Below are 14745 nucleotides of genomic sequence, written 5' to 3'. Positions count from 1 at the left end.
CGCTCCCTCCTTTTCCTTCTTCTCTTATACGTTCAAAAGGGAAGAAAGTTTCAGTCACTTGTCACTTTACGATTGAAATACCCCTTTTATTCCATCAATAATCGCAATAAAGAAATCAATGATTTTTTGAATAAATGACTGTGTCTCGTCTTTATTTAAAAAATCGTCTAGATTTTCTCTCGCGTTCTGCAACTGACTTTTCATTTGATCCCAATCAATATCAAGATTTTTCATTCGATTAAACAGTTCAACAAGACCATCCAACTCATCTTGAGTCAATTCAATGCCTGAATCGTTAGCAATTTGCTTGATAACTGTTCTTAAGTCATCTTCCGTCTCGGGTGGGTTTGTAGCAATTTCATCCTTAATCTTAGTCATTAGCTCCGTTGCTTTATCTGCGCCAATACTATCGCTCAATTTTGCAGTAGTGACGAGCTCTTCATTTGCTACTTGTTTTTGCTCCTCAGGTATCACTTCATCTGTGCTTAATTCATAAGCTTTGATTAAACCAGTTAATGCGGCCGTACCTGAAACCTCCATTGGTGCTGTCACATAAACATCAGCATCTTTTACTCCAGCTGTTATTAAAGCATTTGCGTACATTTCATCTGTTACCCAATTAATATTTTTTGTGTCAACGCTTAAACCAGCATCTTTTTCACCAATGGTTATGGAAGAAGAAGATAAGGCGCGGGTACCGATTAGCGCTTTACTTATATAATTCCCAAGATATTTATGCTCTTCTTCATTTGATACCGTTACCGTCATTGCATTTTCCGGAGCTTCCATTTCATCAACTAGCTTCTGTTTTTGCTCTTCAGATAGATCTTCACCAAGTGTAACGATAACATCTCCGACGCTCGCATCCGCTTGTACCACCATAGGAATAATAGACATCATTAACACCATCGACAATAAAAACGGCAATCCTTTTTTAAGCATGTTTTTGGTCTCCTTTTAACGTGAGGCTCTAATGAAGAGTAACTCAGTTAATCTCCCCATCTCTTAGTATTCTACTCGACACTCGATCGAAAGAAAAGATAATTCACTAGGAAATCTGTCATATCATGGAAGGACAAGCATATCGTAGTACAAAGGAAATCATTCTGAAGGAGTTGCGAGAGATGCGAAAACTATTGTTAAGTTCCCTATTTCTGCTTGTCCTTCATACAACTTATTATGATTTAACAACAGGAACCCTTACAAATAACAGAGCTATTTCAGAAGTATCAGAAGCAGTCGAAGTAGTGTCACCTGAAAAAAACTCTCCCTATGTGGTTTATAAAATAAATGCTGGCGATACTGTTCTTTCTTTAGTAGAAAAAGCGAACGGCTCAATACCGGTTCCGATTGAAACGGTCGTTCACGATTTTGAAACATTAAATAAAATTCATCCAACTCTTATACAAATTGGGAAAGAATATAGGATACCTACTTATGACCAAACATCTGCTCAATGATTATTTCTTGTCAATAGCTCTCTAAAGTTGCTACAATGGGATAGTATTACAGATGAGTCTTATTCCCTACAAGGGAGTATATAAAAGCGATCTAAATCATGAGGTAAGCAATCCTACATGTAAAAGGAGCGATTTTCGCATGAATGAAATTACCCACCGTAGTCAAACTAGACCTGTTAAAGTAGGTCCTTTAACAATAGGCGGTAACGATGAAGTTATTATTCAAAGTATGACAACAACCAAAACTCACGATGTGGAAGCAACAGTTGCTGAAATCAATCGTCTTGAAGAAGCTGGTTGTCAGATTGTACGAGTAGCTTGTCCAGATGACAGGGCAGCAGATGCAATCCCTGAAATCAAAAAGAGGATTAATATCCCTCTTGTCGTTGATATTCACTTTAACTATAAGCTAGCACTAAAAGCTATTGAAGGTGGAGCAGACAAGATACGTATTAACCCTGGTAATATTGGACGTCGCGAAAAAGTGGAAGCTGTCGTAAAAGCAGCCAAAGCAAAAGGCATTCCGATTCGCATTGGCGTTAATGCTGGTTCACTTGAGCGAAAAATCCTTGAAAAATACGGCTATCCTACAGCTGAGGGAATGCTAGAAAGTGCCCTCCACCATATTAAAATTCTTGAAGACCTTGATTTCTACGATATCATCGTCTCCATGAAAGCTTCCGATGTTAACCTTGCAACTGAAGCATATGAACTGGCAGCACGTTCTTTTAATTACCCACTGCATCTCGGAATTACAGAGTCAGGGACTCTATTTGCAGGTACAGTTAAAAGCGCAGCCGGTCTTGGTGTTATTCTTTCAAAAGGAATCGGAAATACGGCGCGTATTTCTCTTAGTGCGGATCCGGTTGAAGAAGTAAAAGTAGCTAGAGAGCTTCTTAAATCATTTGGACTTGCAGCGAATGCAGCCACATTAATTTCTTGTCCAACTTGTGGGCGTATCGAAATTGACCTTATTTCAATCGCAAATGAAGTCGAAGAGTACATTTCAACAATCAAAGCACCTATTAAAGTAGCCGTGCTTGGATGTGCAGTGAATGGTCCAGGTGAAGCGCGTGAAGCTGATATCGGTATTGCAGGTGCACGTGGTGAAGGTCTCCTCTTCCGACATGGTGAAATTATCCGTAAAGTTCCTGAGGAAACCATGGTAGAAGAGTTGAAAAAAGAAGTCGACAAAATAGCAGAAGAACATTACAAGAAAATGGCAGAAGAAAAAGAGAAAGCTGAAGCTAACTCTTAATTCTTTTTCTTGATCAAAGAAGAAAAGCCAGGCACTTTTAAAGTGCCTGGCTTTTCTATTAAGGTTTTCAACTAAAAGAACGGTGCGAAGAATAAGCTGATGATCATTGAAGCGGCACCAACACCAATCGCCCATGATCCGAGCGTTGTTAGTCCCTTTCTCCTAGCAACAAATCCTACGACGATTCCCGCTGCTCCAAGAATGACGGGAAGTATGAACAAGGAAATAACCGATAAAGCAAGAGCAGCTACACCCACTCCCACTCCTGTTCGATCCTGTTCCTGTCTTTTAGCTTCAAAGTGTTCATGATGCTCCTCAGCAGTTGGACGTTCATTTTCAGGCGACTGTAAATAAGGACGGTCTAATACACCAGGGGCTACTTCAGCTGCAGCTTCCTCAAGATATTCCTCTTCCGATTCGCTGCGAACTTCGCGCTCCTCGATAAAGTCCAGATCGTCATCATGTCTGTCTTCTGTCATATACATCCCTCACTTTACCTTGTTGTGGAGCATGATTAGTATTTGTCAGTGAGTGTAAGAATATGTTCGTTCAATCAGTAAGATAATCCCAATTCCTTCTTATTGCCTTTCTTTTCTATGATATGATGAAAAGAGAGCAAATCAAAAAGGAGTTTTATTATGACGATCAAAAGACTCGGACTTGATATTGATGGAACTGTAACAAGTCCTAAAACCTTTCTTCCTTATTTAAATTCTTCATTTAATAAACAATTATCATTACATGATATCACTCAGTACAATCTCGCTAACCTTCTCGGCATTCCTCAAAAAAAGTTTTTTGAGTGGTTAAAAACAAATGAAGAAAAAATTTACGCAAATGCCCTTATCGCGGATCAAGCTCATCCTATCCTAGAAGAATGGAAATTGGATTATGAACTTTTCTACATTAGTGCAAGAGGGGATCATTTACTCAACACAACAAAAGACTGGTTTACATCAAATGGCGTCCCTTATCATCATATCGAACTTATTGGAAAACATGATAAAATTGATTCCATTAAAGAACATAGCGTTGACGTTTTTTTTGAGGATAAATACGATAATGCATGTGCGATTGCAGAGGAATGTGAGATCCCAGTGATCCTTTTTGACACTCCATACAACCAAGGAACAGTGCCTTCTAATGTATCTCGATTGGAAACATGGCCAGAAGCTCAACAGTGGCTTAAGCACCATAATAAAAGCGGAAGAGCATAATTATGCTCTTCCGCTTTTAGGCATACGCCTGACATGCAACACAACGACCGTACACTTCAAATTTATGTCCTGTTACTTCAAACTCAGAGTCTCCTACTGGAATGTTCTCCATTGGACAGGATTCTATTTGGCGAGTTTTACCGCAATCCAGACAAATGAGATGATGATGATGCGTATTGGTTGAACAGCTAAGACGATAGCGCTTTTCACCGTTCCATTCTGTCTCCTCTAATATCGTTAAATCCGCAAACAGAGTTAAATTTCTGTAAATCGTATCAACACTCATCCCGGGATAGCTTTCTTGCATATGGTTCAGCACATCTCTTGCTGAAAGATACCTCTTTTCTTTGGCGAAAAGAGTGACGAGATCCTCCCGTTTTTCAGTGTATTTATAACCTTCATCCTTTAAAATACGCAATGCTGTAGAGACATTCATATATCCACCTCATTATGTTAAGATTTCCACTGTTTTAATCTTTTGAATAGAAGCACGAACAACAAAATCAACGCTGATAGAATAACAATTGTTCCACCCGGAGCAATATCTAGATAATATGCCAGAACAAGTCCACCAAGCACCGCAATTTCTCCCAAAATAATGGAGTATGCGATTGTTTGCTTAAATCCTCTAGCAATTCGAATACTTGCAGCAACAGGAAGCGTCATAAGCGCCGAAACGAGTAGTACTCCTACAATCTGCATCGAAACGGCAATCACAAACGCGACAAGTAAAATAAAAATGAAATGAATCCACTTTCCTCTAACGCCTGATACGATTGCTTGCTCTTCATCGAATGAGAGAAAAAATAGTTCTTTGTATAATAAAATCACAACAAGTACGACAATAATCGTTATCACTGCCACAGCCATTAAGTCACTTCGACTAATGGCAATGACGCTTCCGAATAAATAATTAAATAGATCAGAATTGAATCCATCTGCTAATGATAAGAATACGACCCCAAGTCCAATCCCCCCAGATAAAGTAATGGGGATCGCTAGCTCTTCAAAATGCTTGTACACTTTTCGCAGTTGCTCAATAAATAACGAACCCGCTGCAGAAAATCCCATTCCCATATAAACAGGATTAACGCCCTGCCAGAATGTAAAATACTTACCTAGAAGTAAACTAGCAGCTATTCCTGCCAAAGTAATATGTGATAAAGCATCCGCTATTAATGCCTGTCTTCTAACAACAATAAACACTCCAAGTAGCGGCGCAATAATTCCAATTAATATGCCCGCCAAAAAAGCGTTTTGCAAAAACTCAAATTTCCATAAAGCTTCTATCATTTTCTAAATGCCTCCGTGATCATGGTCGTGACTTAGAACGTGAACATGATGGCCATAAAATCCAGATAGTTCACGATCATTAAATTGTTCAAATTCATTTGTTTCACCATGAAAGTGAAGGGTTTTATTCAAACATGCCACATGCGTTACTTTATCCGTAATCGTTCCGATATCATGTGTGACAAGAAGCAAGGTAATGCCATTCTCCTGATTAAGCTTACCAAGAAGTTCATAGAAATCACTCGTTGAATTAGCATCTACCCCCACCGTAGGTTCATCAAGAATAAGAATTTCTGGTTTACTGACAAGCGCTCTTGCAATAAACACTCTCTGCTGCTGTCCACCAGAAAGTTCTCCAATATTACTTGATGCATAATCACTCATTCCTACTTGTTTGAGAGCCTCCATAACTGCTTTTCGATGTGTTGCTTTCATAAATTTGAATAACCCAAGTTTACTCGCTAATCCCATTGAAACGACTTCAAATACAGAAGCAGGAAATCCTGAATTAAAACTATTTGCTTTCTGAGAGACATAACCGATTTTACTCCACTCATGAAACTTATTCATCTTCTTGCCGAATATATTCACTTGGCCCTTTTGAGGCTTCAATAGTCCAAATATGATTTTAATTAAAGTTGATTTACCTGAACCATTCGGACCTACAAGTCCTACAAATGCTCCACTAGGAATAGAAAAAGTAATGTCTTCAAGAACATATCCATCCCCATAATGAAAAGAGATATTCTGAAGATCAATGATATTTTGAGAAGTTGCCATAAATAAAACCTTCCATCTATAAGAATCATTACGATTTACATTATGTAGTATACCTTATATGATAAACATTTGTAAATTTCCTTGATGAGATTCTATCAGCCAGCCGTAATTTGATTGGTCATAAATCGGATAAAAAGTTCCTCCATAACACTAAATGGCCACAGCTTTCAGACTTGAAAGCTGTGGCCATCTTTACGCTTCTTCGGAGAAAGAAACGAAGGTGCTTTTTAGCTGTGTTTACATTTCATGAAGGGTAGCCATCTCCTGAATCTCTTCTGAATAGCTGCTTTTCGGTGTTCCTTTTTCTGCTACATAAGCCTTCAATCCGCCGATACCTCGGTTATAAGCTGTCAGAGCTTCATCCCAATTCTCATATTTTTCATAAAGATAATCAAGATAGGTGACGGAAAGTGTTATTGAAAAATAAGGGTCAAATAGCTTGTCTTCTGAATAATCAATCTCCGCCATATCTGCAATCCACGGAGCCGTATTTGTCATGAATTGAGCCATCCCATAAGCATGCCCATACTTTGTTTCTGGCCCAATGAGTTCAGGGTCAAACGTATTTCCGGTCTCAACTTTCAGAAGCTCATAAACGATTGTAGGATCAATATCTTCTTTCATAGCCTGATACGTTAAGAACAATCCCCACTTCTTACTAAACTTCCCCTCACTATCTTGATAGAACTGTTCAGAGTAAGCTTTTGCCTGCTTCCACTCTTCTACACTTACTGTGTCTGGGTCAAGTGAGTAACCCGTTTCTTTTTCTAATTTACTAATAGCTGTCTGTGTTTTCATCTGATCATTCTGGGATGATTTCTGATCCAATTCACCGACAGTTGTTTCAGCATCGGCCACCTGCTCATTAAATAGATGAGATTGTACAAGGACTAATGCTAGAACAAGTGTTAGAACAATTACAGTGATCATAGACAGAGGTTTTTTGATGTTGTTTTGAATAAAATTAATAGTGTTGCACTCCTTTTCAACTGGTATTAATAAAGCTGAAGAGCACCAGTTAAGGTAATACCCTATCATCTTTTTCTCAAACCTTTCTACTATTTTGCTCATAAATCATTACAATTCCATAAGAAAAAAGACCCCCGGTATAGGAAGTCTAATGAATTGGAGATTTGAATTTCGCCCCTCTTGTTTCTTGAGTATTCATAATTGTAATAAATGCATGAGGGTCAATGTCGTAGATCACACTTTTTAGTTTCGTTACCTCTAACCTTGTTATAACTACATATATTACTTCTTTCTCCTCGTCAGTATAACCACCTTTACCAACGAGTTTTGTCGTTCCTCTACCAAGTCGATCTAAAATAGCATTCGAAATTTCCTCGTATAAATCCGAGACAATCAATACAGCTTTCGTTTCATCAAGACCTTGAATCACCGTATCAATTGTCTTAAAAGCGATATAATACGCCATTACAGAATACATCGCATTCTCCCAACTGAAAACAAATCCAGCCCACGTAAAAATAAATATGTTTGTAAACATAACAAACTCGCCAATTGAAAAAGGAATTTTTTTCGTTAACAAAATCCCTAATATTTCAGTACCATCCATTGAACCGCCATGTCTAATCACCAATCCAACGCCTAGTCCCAATGTCAATCCGCCGAAAACCGTACCAAGAATAGGTTCCGTTGTAAATGGATCTGTATGATGAAGAAAGGTTTCGAATGTAGCAAGCCCGATAATCCCAAATAATGTTGAAAAGGCAAACGTCTTACCAATTTGCTTATAACCATAATACATAAATGGAAGATTTAACACGACAACCAGAATAGCAAAATTAAATGCTGTGAGGTGATCTAAAATAAGGGATATCCCTATAATTCCACCGTCAATCAACTGATTTGGAACTAAAAATAATTCAATGGCTGCGGCAGCGAGAAAAGCGCCAATCATAATCATAAAAAGTCTATAAATTAAATGCGTTTTACTTTCTTTCCTATGCTGTTTTTTTTCCATGGGACCCTCCAAAGTATGTCTCTTATTTCTTTGAAGCTTATGTTAAAGAGCATAATTGTCTATTGGCTCATTCACGATATGTCATGAGTCAAAACTCAAGAAAACGATAATAAAATAACCTGATCCTAAAAGTTTAGAATGTTCTTTTGCGAACACCATCGTGGACTGTGTGCATAGTATGAGATAGGCAAAGGGGGCATCGTGATGAATCCAATACAGCTTCAACTTGTAAATTTTAAATTGAATCGAATTACAACAGAGGAATTGCTTCAACTATCTAACCAATATGGTATTACACTTTCAGCAACTGATGCAAAGAAAATTGTGCAAATTTTAAAACAAGAAAATATTGATATCGCTAACCAAACGCAACGAAAACGTATATTAATGAAAATTAGTCGTGAAGTTAGTCCTTCGGTGGCGTCACGCGTAAACAAGTTAATTCTCTCTTTTCTTACCCAATAACAAAAAACCGCTTAAGCGGTTTTTTGTTAGACAGACATTACTTTACTTTTTAAATCTTCATCAAAATTTTGATTTCGAAGCATTTCAATCTCTAATTTATAAGGCGCCTTCTTATTTTTCTTGTCTTCTCCTACATAAGGCGTTTCTAAGATCTTAGGAACATCTTTCAATTGAGGATGATGAATCACTTTATTAAGTGCATCAAAGCCAATGTGACCAAACCCAATATTTTCATGACGGTCTTTAGACGCACCACGCTCATTTTTACTATCATTCACGTGAAGCACCTTTAACCGATCCACTCCGATCATTCGGTCGAATTCATTTAGAACTCCGTCAAAGTCATGAACAATATCATAACCTGCATCGTGCGTATGGCAAGTATCAAAACAAACGGATAACTTTTCATTATGTGTAACACCCTCAATGATTTGAGCTAGTTCTTCGAAGCTCCTTCCGCACTCAGAACCCTTACCAGCCATTGTTTCAAGAGCGATTTGAACTTCTTGATCGGCTGTTAACACCTCATTTAATCCTTCGATAATTTTCTGAATTCCTTTATCTGCCCCAGCACCTACATGAGCACCAGGATGGAGCACGATTTGGCGAGCACCAAGAGCATGTGTACGCTCTATTTCAGATCTGAGAAAATCGACTCCGAGCTGAAAGGTTTCAGGTTTTGTAGTGTTTCCAATATTAATAATGTATGGCGCATGGACAACGATGTCACTGATACCATGCTCTTTCATATGGGCCGCACCTTTATCAATATTAAGCTTTTCAATCGCTTTCCGCCTCGTATTCTGAGGTGCACCCGTGTAAATCATAAAAGTTGTAGCGCCATATGAAACAGCTTCTTCGCTTGCTCCGAGAAGCATTTTATCACCGCTCATTGAAACGTGTGAGCCTATTTTCAACATTATCTTCAATCCTTCCCTTTTCACTTCATCATTTTATTATATCTTTTTGCTAACCTGCCATCTAATGATGTCGATTGAAAAAGTATATTTAACACATGCTCTCTCATAATGATTAAGCAGACAAAAACCCTCTGTCATAAGAGGGTTTTAAATTATTTCCGACCGCGCTTTTGCTGAATCCGATCTCTTTCCTGCTGCATTTTCTTTTTATAGCCTGGCTTTACTTTCTTAGGCTTAGGTACAAAAACCTCAGGTTTTGATGAGGTAGGCTTTTTTCTTGGAGTTACGGGCTTAGCTTCTACCCACTCACCATTTTTAATTTCTTTGTATTCGATGCTAATGCCTTTTGAAGATAGCTTTTGTATAGCTTGTTGATCAGATGGTTCTGCCAGTGTATACGCTATTCCATCGTGACCCGCTCTTGCTGTACGTCCTACTCGGTGAATATAGAAATCCAGATCTTTTGGTAGTTCGAAGTTAATCACGTGTGAAACGCCCTTAATGTCGATCCCTCTTGAAGCAAGGTCAGTTGCGACTACATACTGACATTCAGCTTCCTGGATTTTCTTCATAATTTGTTTACGCTGACGTGCTTGAACACCTCCATGAAGTCTTTCAACGTTATGGCCATTTTCGATAAGGAAGTCAGCCACTTCATCTGCCGTTTGTTTAGTGTTAGTAAAGACAAGAGCAAGATAAGGATTAATTGCCTTAGTCACATTCAAAAGTAGCTCTTTCTTCTCCTTATATCGCGCAGGAATAAAAATGTTCTCTACTTTATCAGCCGTCACCTGTTCTGCATTCACTTCTACAAATTTAGGATTGTCCATGTACTTTTTCAAAAATGGCTGCAAGCTCTTTGGAATAGTTGCAGAGAACACAAGCATTTGTAGTTGTTTAGCCATTCGAGATGCGATATAGTCTACATCTTCAATGAATCCCATGTCCAACATTTGGTCCGCTTCATCAACAACAAGCATCGTTGCAGGAAAAACGCTTAGCGCCTGCTCTTCAACAAGATCCTTAATACGCCCCGGCGTTCCAATGACAATATGTGGTGTGTTTTTCATACGACTAATCATACGTTTACGATCAGTTCCACCTACAGCCTTTTTAATAGAAATTGCCTCTTCTTCAGGAAGCGTAGAGATCAATTTTAACGATTCGTTGTAAATTTGATCGGCCAATTCTCTCGTAGGCGCTGTAATAACAGCCTGACATTCATTTAATCCACTATCAATTCGATGAATAAGTGGGAGTAAGAAAGCAAGCGTTTTGCCTGATCCTGTTTGCGATTGTCCGATCGCACTGTCACCATTGCGTATCGCTGGGACCAGTCTCTCCTGTATTTCGGTTGGTCTGTTGAATTTCTGAGCTTCTAGAGCATCAACTAAAAAAGGCTTAAGCCCTAATCTATCAAAGTGTTTCATTATTATTGTTCCTCCATCCATTAATCCAACTTGTATTATAGAACATTTTTGCTCAAAGCGCCATACGTTAAGGAAAGAGCGATCATCTTATTTATTTTAGAAAGCCATAAATTCGGTGAAAGTGATCGTTTTTCAATTTCGCAACACGTTTACAATAGTCGCCGAACAAGAACAACAGAAACTTTAAGGTTGAATCGTAGAACACCATTATAAAAAGTAAAGCGATTCCCTAACTAATTTCACTTCATAAAACTTCTCATTACTTGTATTGCCCATTAATCTCTATTCTCACACCTTCTATTTTTGCGGCATACCTTATTAATACCAAGAGCTTATTATGGTCAAGTTATCATAAGGAGGGTAAGACATGAATCAATTTCCTCCCTCCCCTCAAAGTGGTCCGGGTCCAGGTATGGGCTTTCCATTTTCCGGAGGAGGGTTTCAAGGTCCTGGGCCAGGATTTGCACAGCCTCAGCAAACAGGAGGTGGCGGCGGTCTGCTATCCAGGTTTTTAGGAGGAGGCGCCCCTCAAGGAAGTCAGGGACTCCCGACTCCTCCAGGAGCATTTCCAGCCATGCAACGAGGTGCCATCCCAGGTTTACCCCAACAAGCCGGCATGCTCTCTAGAATCCTTCCGGGTGCCGGACAGGGTGGCATGGATATGATGGGAATGATCCAAAATGTTCAAAAAGTGATGCAGGCTGCTGATACAATTAAACCAATGGTGCAACAATACGGTCCAATGGTTAAGCAGCTCCCAGAAATGATTGCTTTGTTTAAGGAATATCAGAAGTCTTCAGGGTCAAGTGAAGAGGATGAAACAGAGGATGAAGTCGAAGAAAAACCGAAAAAGCAGAAAAAAACTCCAAAGAAAAAACCAACTAAGAAGCCCACAGGGGTAAAAGCCAAGAAAAAAACAAAAACGACAAGCTCAAATGAAATCAGTATCAAGTCTAAACCGAAACTCTATGTATGAACATCGTGATTCATTGAGTTATCTCGGAATCTCCTTTATAATTAAGTAAGATCAGTTATACAACAATCCGTATTTGGGTTGAGGAGGTACTCGATGAAAGTAACTAAAATTTCGCCAAGAGGTTATTGCTATGGTGTTGTCGATGCTATGGTAATTGCACGAAATGCCGCATTAGATAAAACATTACCGCGCCCGATCTTTATACTCGGGATGATCGTTCATAATAAACACGTGACAGATGCATTTGAAGATGATGGTATCATTACACTTGATGGACCAAATCGGATGGAGATTCTCGAAAAAGTAGAATCAGGAACTGTCATTTTCACTGCACATGGTGTTTCACCTCAAGTTCGAGAGTTAGCGGAGAAAAAAGGCCTTACTGTACTTGACGCTACCTGTCCAGATGTAACAGTGACACATGATTTAATTCGCGAAAAACAAAAAGAGGGCTATCACGTCATTTATATTGGCAAAAAAGGCCACCCTGAGCCTGAAGGTGCGATGGGGATTGCTCCTGATATTGTGCATCTTGTTGAAAAGCCTGAAGAAGTTGACGAACTTGAAATCGATTCTGATAACATCATTATTACAAATCAGACGACCATGAGTCAGTGGGATGTTCAAGAAATTATAGAAAAAGCAATGGAACGTTATCCACACGCGGTTATTCATAATGAAATTTGTAATGCCACTCAAGTTCGTCAGGAAGCCGTAGCCCAACAAGCTGGTGATACTGACTTAGTTCTTGTGGTTGGAGATCCTAAGAGTAACAACTCTAATAGACTTGCCCAAGTATCCATTGAAGTTGCTGGCACACCAGCCTATCGGATTGCGGATATTTCTGAATTAAAGCTTGAATGGCTTGAAGGTGTTGAAACAGTTGGAGTAACTGCAGGTGCTTCTACACCAACTCCGATTACAAAAGAAGTGATACGTTTTCTTGATCAATATGATCCTGACAACGAAGAAACGTGGACTCGTGAGCTAAACGTTCCTTCTTCTAAAATTCTCCCTAAAGTGAAAGTGAAAAAATAACAAAAATCCCGCCTACTTTTAGGCGGGATTTTTGTTTATCTAAACTGAAAGGGGTCCGTTATTTCTTGTGAAGACATAATAACCGTATCAAAATTTTTCTCTTCTACAAAAGCCTGCAATTTTTCCCGTACACCCTCAATCATAATCTTTTCAATATTATGGCCTGCATCAATAATTTGGAGCCCCTCCATCATAGCATCGTGAGCTACATGGTAATAAATATCACCTGATACAAATACATCTGCTCCACTAAATCGAGCTGCACTAATAAATTTATTACCGTCTCCACCTAACACAGCAACTTTTTTTATTTTAGAAGTAAGATCTCCTACAATTCTAACACCACTTGCGCCAAGCTTTTCTTTCACATAATCAGCAAAATCTTCTAATGTCATTTCTGCATCAAGATGACCTATTCTTCCCAGCCCAAGATTTTCTGGTTCATTTTCTAAAGGATAAATATCGTAAGCTACTTCTTCATAAGGATGCGCCTTTTTAACAGCATTTAAAACCTTCGCTTGTTGATCTCCATGAAAAATGCTTTCAATTTTCACCTCTTGAACAGCTTCTAACTCTCCTGATTCACCAATAAATGGCTGCGCTTGAACTGTGGGCTTGAATCGGCCAGTTCCTTGAGAAGTAAATGTACAATCACTATATTCGCCTATAAACCCTGCTCCTGATTTCGAAAGAGCTGTTCTAATTTGTTCCTGATGTGTAATTGGAACGAATATAGCTATTTTCTTTAGTTCTCGTTGAAATGTTTCAACAAGAACGCTCGTTTCTTGTAGTCCTAATGCATCCGCGAGCATATCATTTACACCGCCAGGGGCAACATCTAAATTTGTATGTGCCGCGTAAACAGTGATGTCATTTTTAATTAGCTTCTCCACCATTTTCCCCTGTTCTGTATCCAAATTGATTTTCTTAAGAGGACGGAAAAGGAGGGGGTGATGGGCAATAATTAAATCTACCCCTTCTCGAACTGCTTCGTCTACCACGTTGGGAAGAACATCAAGCGCGGTCATTACCTTTTTAACCTTTTTGTTTAAGCTTCCGATTTGCAAACCAATTGGATCTCCATTTTCGGCATACTTCTTTTTTGACCAGGACTCAAATTCTTGAATAAGCGCCTGAGCTGAAGCTATCTTGCTCATGAGATTACCTCCTTAATAATGTCACGTTCATTCGTTACCTGCGCTTCTTTGTCAGAAACACCTTCTGTATTTGTAAGAGACTGTAAGATTCGTTCTCTTTTCTTTAATTCAACCTGCCATTTTTTCATAAACGCTTCATTTCTATCCTTTAGGAGAAAGGGGCCTGCAAGTAAATTCTTTTGAAGTTCTTTGCCGTCCATTCCAGCGTAGGGTTGCTTTCCATTGCCAGCATCAAATACAAGGACTTCGTAAATTTTATCATCTTCTTCAAGAATCCGTTCATCGACAAGTTCCCAGTTCAAATCCGCAAGCCGTTCACGTAAAAGATGTGCCGCAACATTAGGTTGTAAGATTAGCCGCTTCACATCTTCTAGCTTCTCTACTCCGCCTAGCAAGATATCCCGTATGAGTTGTCCTCCCATTCCTGCGATTGTAATCACATCCACTTCTCCAGGCGAGATGACTTCAAGGCCGTTTCCCTTACGTACTGTTATCTCATTGGTGAATCCGCTTCGCTTAACTTGCTTGATAGCCGATTGGTATGGACCCTCGTTCACTTCTCCGGCAATTGCCATAGTAATACGTTGATGATTCATCAAATAACATGGCAAATAGGCATGATCAGATCCAATATCAGCCACTTTGCTTCCCTCTGGAACAAAATTCGCAACCATTTTCAAACGTTCAGATAATAATTTATCGTTCATTTTTTCACCACTACTTATCCAGTTTTCTTTTCTATAGTTTACCCTCTCTGCATGCAAGCT

17 protein-coding genes are annotated in these 14745 nt (G+C 39.0%); 6 read left to right on the top strand and 11 right to left on the bottom strand.

All coding sequences use genetic code 11. The features are described 5' to 3' along the window. Positions 1-66: 66 nt before the first annotated feature. Complete coding sequence (locus tag ABVF21_RS11905; protein WP_371018244.1) at positions 67-942, bottom strand: DUF1002 domain-containing protein; 876 nt, start codon at positions 940-942, stop codon at positions 67-69. Positions 943-1124: 182 nt separating this feature from the next. Between ABVF21_RS11905 and ABVF21_RS11900 the strand changes: the two genes are divergently transcribed. Both ABVF21_RS11900 and ispG read left to right on the top strand, forming a co-directional pair. Then, the gene (locus tag ABVF21_RS11900) at positions 1125-1460 is read left to right on the top strand and encodes a hypothetical protein (protein ID WP_303530582.1); all 336 of its coding nucleotides are present in this window, start codon (positions 1125-1127) and stop codon (positions 1458-1460) included. Positions 1461-1599: 139 nt separating this feature from the next. Beyond that, entirely contained in the window at positions 1600-2718 is a 1119-nt protein-coding gene (gene ispG, locus ABVF21_RS11895; protein ID WP_194219537.1) for a flavodoxin-dependent (E)-4-hydroxy-3-methylbut-2-enyl-diphosphate synthase, read from the top strand. A 71-nt stretch (positions 2719-2789) separates the two neighbouring features. Here ispG and ABVF21_RS11890 read toward each other — a convergent pair whose 3' ends face one another. Continuing rightward, the gene (locus tag ABVF21_RS11890; RefSeq protein ID WP_226614328.1) at positions 2790-3197 is read right to left on the bottom strand and encodes a hypothetical protein; all 408 of its coding nucleotides are present in this window, start codon (positions 3195-3197) and stop codon (positions 2790-2792) included. A gap of 159 nt (positions 3198-3356) precedes the next feature. On the opposite strand from ABVF21_RS11890, the gene ABVF21_RS11885 reads away from it, so the two are divergent. Beyond that, on the top strand, positions 3357-3935 hold the full coding sequence (locus ABVF21_RS11885) for a hypothetical protein (RefSeq protein WP_303530578.1): 579 nt from the start codon (positions 3357-3359) through the stop codon (positions 3933-3935). A gap of 16 nt (positions 3936-3951) precedes the next feature. Here ABVF21_RS11885 and ABVF21_RS11880 read toward each other — a convergent pair whose 3' ends face one another. The 5 genes from ABVF21_RS11880 to ABVF21_RS11860 all read right to left on the bottom strand — a co-directional run bounded on the left by ABVF21_RS11880 (position 3952) and on the right by ABVF21_RS11860 (position 7992). Continuing rightward, positions 3952-4371 carry a Fur family transcriptional regulator gene (locus ABVF21_RS11880; RefSeq protein ID WP_303530577.1) on the bottom strand — a complete coding sequence of 140 codons (420 nt, stop codon included), beginning with the start codon at positions 4369-4371 and terminating at the stop codon, positions 3952-3954. Between the two features lie 17 nt (positions 4372-4388). Continuing rightward, positions 4389-5228, bottom strand: a complete 840-nt coding sequence (locus ABVF21_RS11875) for a metal ABC transporter permease (protein WP_371018243.1) — start codon at positions 5226-5228, stop codon at positions 4389-4391. A gap of 3 nt (positions 5229-5231) precedes the next feature. After that, positions 5232-6008 carry a metal ABC transporter ATP-binding protein gene (locus ABVF21_RS11870; protein WP_194219533.1) on the bottom strand — a complete coding sequence of 259 codons (777 nt, stop codon included), beginning with the start codon at positions 6006-6008 and terminating at the stop codon, positions 5232-5234. 237 nt (positions 6009-6245) lie between these two features. Next, positions 6246-7046: a lytic transglycosylase domain-containing protein gene (locus ABVF21_RS11865; RefSeq protein WP_303530574.1), complete on the bottom strand. Its 801-nt coding sequence runs from the start codon at positions 7044-7046 to the stop codon at positions 6246-6248. Between the two features lie 79 nt (positions 7047-7125). Further along, positions 7126-7992 (bottom strand): YitT family protein, encoded by an 867-nt coding sequence (locus ABVF21_RS11860; protein ID WP_371018242.1) that lies wholly within the window; start codon positions 7990-7992, stop codon positions 7126-7128. A gap of 204 nt (positions 7993-8196) precedes the next feature. Between ABVF21_RS11860 and ABVF21_RS11855 the strand changes: the two genes are divergently transcribed. Then, complete coding sequence (locus tag ABVF21_RS11855; RefSeq protein ID WP_194219531.1) at positions 8197-8457, top strand: DUF2624 family protein; 261 nt, start codon at positions 8197-8199, stop codon at positions 8455-8457. A 26-nt stretch (positions 8458-8483) separates the two neighbouring features. Here ABVF21_RS11855 and ABVF21_RS11850 read toward each other — a convergent pair whose 3' ends face one another. Further along, positions 8484-9377 (bottom strand): deoxyribonuclease IV, encoded by an 894-nt coding sequence (locus tag ABVF21_RS11850; RefSeq protein ID WP_371018241.1) that lies wholly within the window; start codon positions 9375-9377, stop codon positions 8484-8486. A 152-nt stretch (positions 9378-9529) separates the two neighbouring features. Continuing rightward, on the bottom strand, positions 9530-10807 hold the full coding sequence (locus ABVF21_RS11845) for a DEAD/DEAH box helicase (protein WP_194219529.1): 1278 nt from the start codon (positions 10805-10807) through the stop codon (positions 9530-9532). Between the two features lie 367 nt (positions 10808-11174). Between ABVF21_RS11845 and vrrA the strand changes: the two genes are divergently transcribed. Then, a complete protein-coding gene (gene vrrA, locus ABVF21_RS11840) occupies positions 11175-11783 on the top strand; it encodes a VrrA/YqfQ family protein (RefSeq protein WP_303530571.1) in 609 nt (202 codons plus the stop codon). Positions 11784-11876: 93 nt separating this feature from the next. Then, positions 11877-12821 (top strand): 4-hydroxy-3-methylbut-2-enyl diphosphate reductase, encoded by a 945-nt coding sequence (locus tag ABVF21_RS11835; protein WP_303530570.1) that lies wholly within the window; start codon positions 11877-11879, stop codon positions 12819-12821. A 35-nt stretch (positions 12822-12856) separates the two neighbouring features. Here the strand turns inward: ABVF21_RS11835 and ABVF21_RS11830 are convergent, their stop codons facing one another. Together ABVF21_RS11830 and ABVF21_RS11825 are read right to left on the bottom strand one after the other, a co-directional pair. Further along, entirely contained in the window at positions 12857-13978 is a 1122-nt protein-coding gene (locus ABVF21_RS11830) for a Nif3-like dinuclear metal center hexameric protein (protein WP_303530568.1), read from the bottom strand. Continuing rightward, the gene (locus tag ABVF21_RS11825) at positions 13975-14685 is read right to left on the bottom strand and encodes a tRNA (adenine(22)-N(1))-methyltransferase (protein WP_371018279.1); all 711 of its coding nucleotides are present in this window, start codon (positions 14683-14685) and stop codon (positions 13975-13977) included. Before ABVF21_RS11825 ends, ABVF21_RS11830 begins: the two co-directional genes overlap by 4 nt. Positions 14686-14745: the final 60 nt, after the last annotated feature.

The sequence above is a fragment of the Pseudalkalibacillus sp. JSM 102089 genome (genome assembly GCF_041366475.1).
Classification (GTDB): Bacteria; Bacillota; Bacilli; order Bacillales; family Guptibacillaceae; genus Guptibacillus; species Guptibacillus hwajinpoensis_B.
This window is presented reverse-complemented; position numbering and strand designations above follow the sequence as displayed.

What these genes read in the sequence shown, in the direction of transcription:
- ABVF21_RS11900 (WP_303530582.1), top strand. Translation starts at nt 1,125, where the DNA reads ATGCGAAAACTATTGTTAAGTTCCCTATTTCTGCTTGTCCTTCATACA.
- ABVF21_RS11860 (WP_371018242.1), bottom strand. Translation starts at nt 7,992, where the DNA reads ATGGAAAAAAAACAGCATAGGAAAGAAAGTAAAACGCATTTAATTTAT.
- ABVF21_RS11870 (WP_194219533.1), bottom strand. Translation starts at nt 6,008, where the DNA reads ATGGCAACTTCTCAAAATATCATTGATCTTCAGAATATCTCTTTTCAT.
- ABVF21_RS11890 (WP_226614328.1), bottom strand. Translation starts at nt 3,197, where the DNA reads ATGACAGAAGACAGACATGATGACGATCTGGACTTTATCGAGGAGCGC.
- ABVF21_RS11830 (WP_303530568.1), bottom strand. Translation starts at nt 13,978, where the DNA reads ATGAGCAAGATAGCTTCAGCTCAGGCGCTTATTCAAGAATTTGAGTCC.
- ispG (WP_194219537.1), top strand. Translation starts at nt 1,600, where the DNA reads ATGAATGAAATTACCCACCGTAGTCAAACTAGACCTGTTAAAGTAGGT.
- ABVF21_RS11885 (WP_303530578.1), top strand. Translation starts at nt 3,357, where the DNA reads ATGACGATCAAAAGACTCGGACTTGATATTGATGGAACTGTAACAAGT.
- ABVF21_RS11880 (WP_303530577.1), bottom strand. Translation starts at nt 4,371, where the DNA reads ATGAATGTCTCTACAGCATTGCGTATTTTAAAGGATGAAGGTTATAAA.
- ABVF21_RS11845 (WP_194219529.1), bottom strand. Translation starts at nt 10,807, where the DNA reads ATGAAACACTTTGATAGATTAGGGCTTAAGCCTTTTTTAGTTGATGCT.
- ABVF21_RS11865 (WP_303530574.1), bottom strand. Translation starts at nt 7,046, where the DNA reads ATGATAGGGTATTACCTTAACTGGTGCTCTTCAGCTTTATTAATACCA.
- vrrA (WP_303530571.1), top strand. Translation starts at nt 11,175, where the DNA reads ATGAATCAATTTCCTCCCTCCCCTCAAAGTGGTCCGGGTCCAGGTATG.
- ABVF21_RS11835 (WP_303530570.1), top strand. Translation starts at nt 11,877, where the DNA reads ATGAAAGTAACTAAAATTTCGCCAAGAGGTTATTGCTATGGTGTTGTC.
- ABVF21_RS11875 (WP_371018243.1), bottom strand. Translation starts at nt 5,228, where the DNA reads ATGATAGAAGCTTTATGGAAATTTGAGTTTTTGCAAAACGCTTTTTTG.
- ABVF21_RS11825 (WP_371018279.1), bottom strand. Translation starts at nt 14,685, where the DNA reads ATGAACGATAAATTATTATCTGAACGTTTGAAAATGGTTGCGAATTTT.
- ABVF21_RS11905 (WP_371018244.1), bottom strand. Translation starts at nt 942, where the DNA reads ATGCTTAAAAAAGGATTGCCGTTTTTATTGTCGATGGTGTTAATGATG.
- ABVF21_RS11855 (WP_194219531.1), top strand. Translation starts at nt 8,197, where the DNA reads ATGAATCCAATACAGCTTCAACTTGTAAATTTTAAATTGAATCGAATT.
- ABVF21_RS11850 (WP_371018241.1), bottom strand. Translation starts at nt 9,377, where the DNA reads ATGTTGAAAATAGGCTCACACGTTTCAATGAGCGGTGATAAAATGCTT.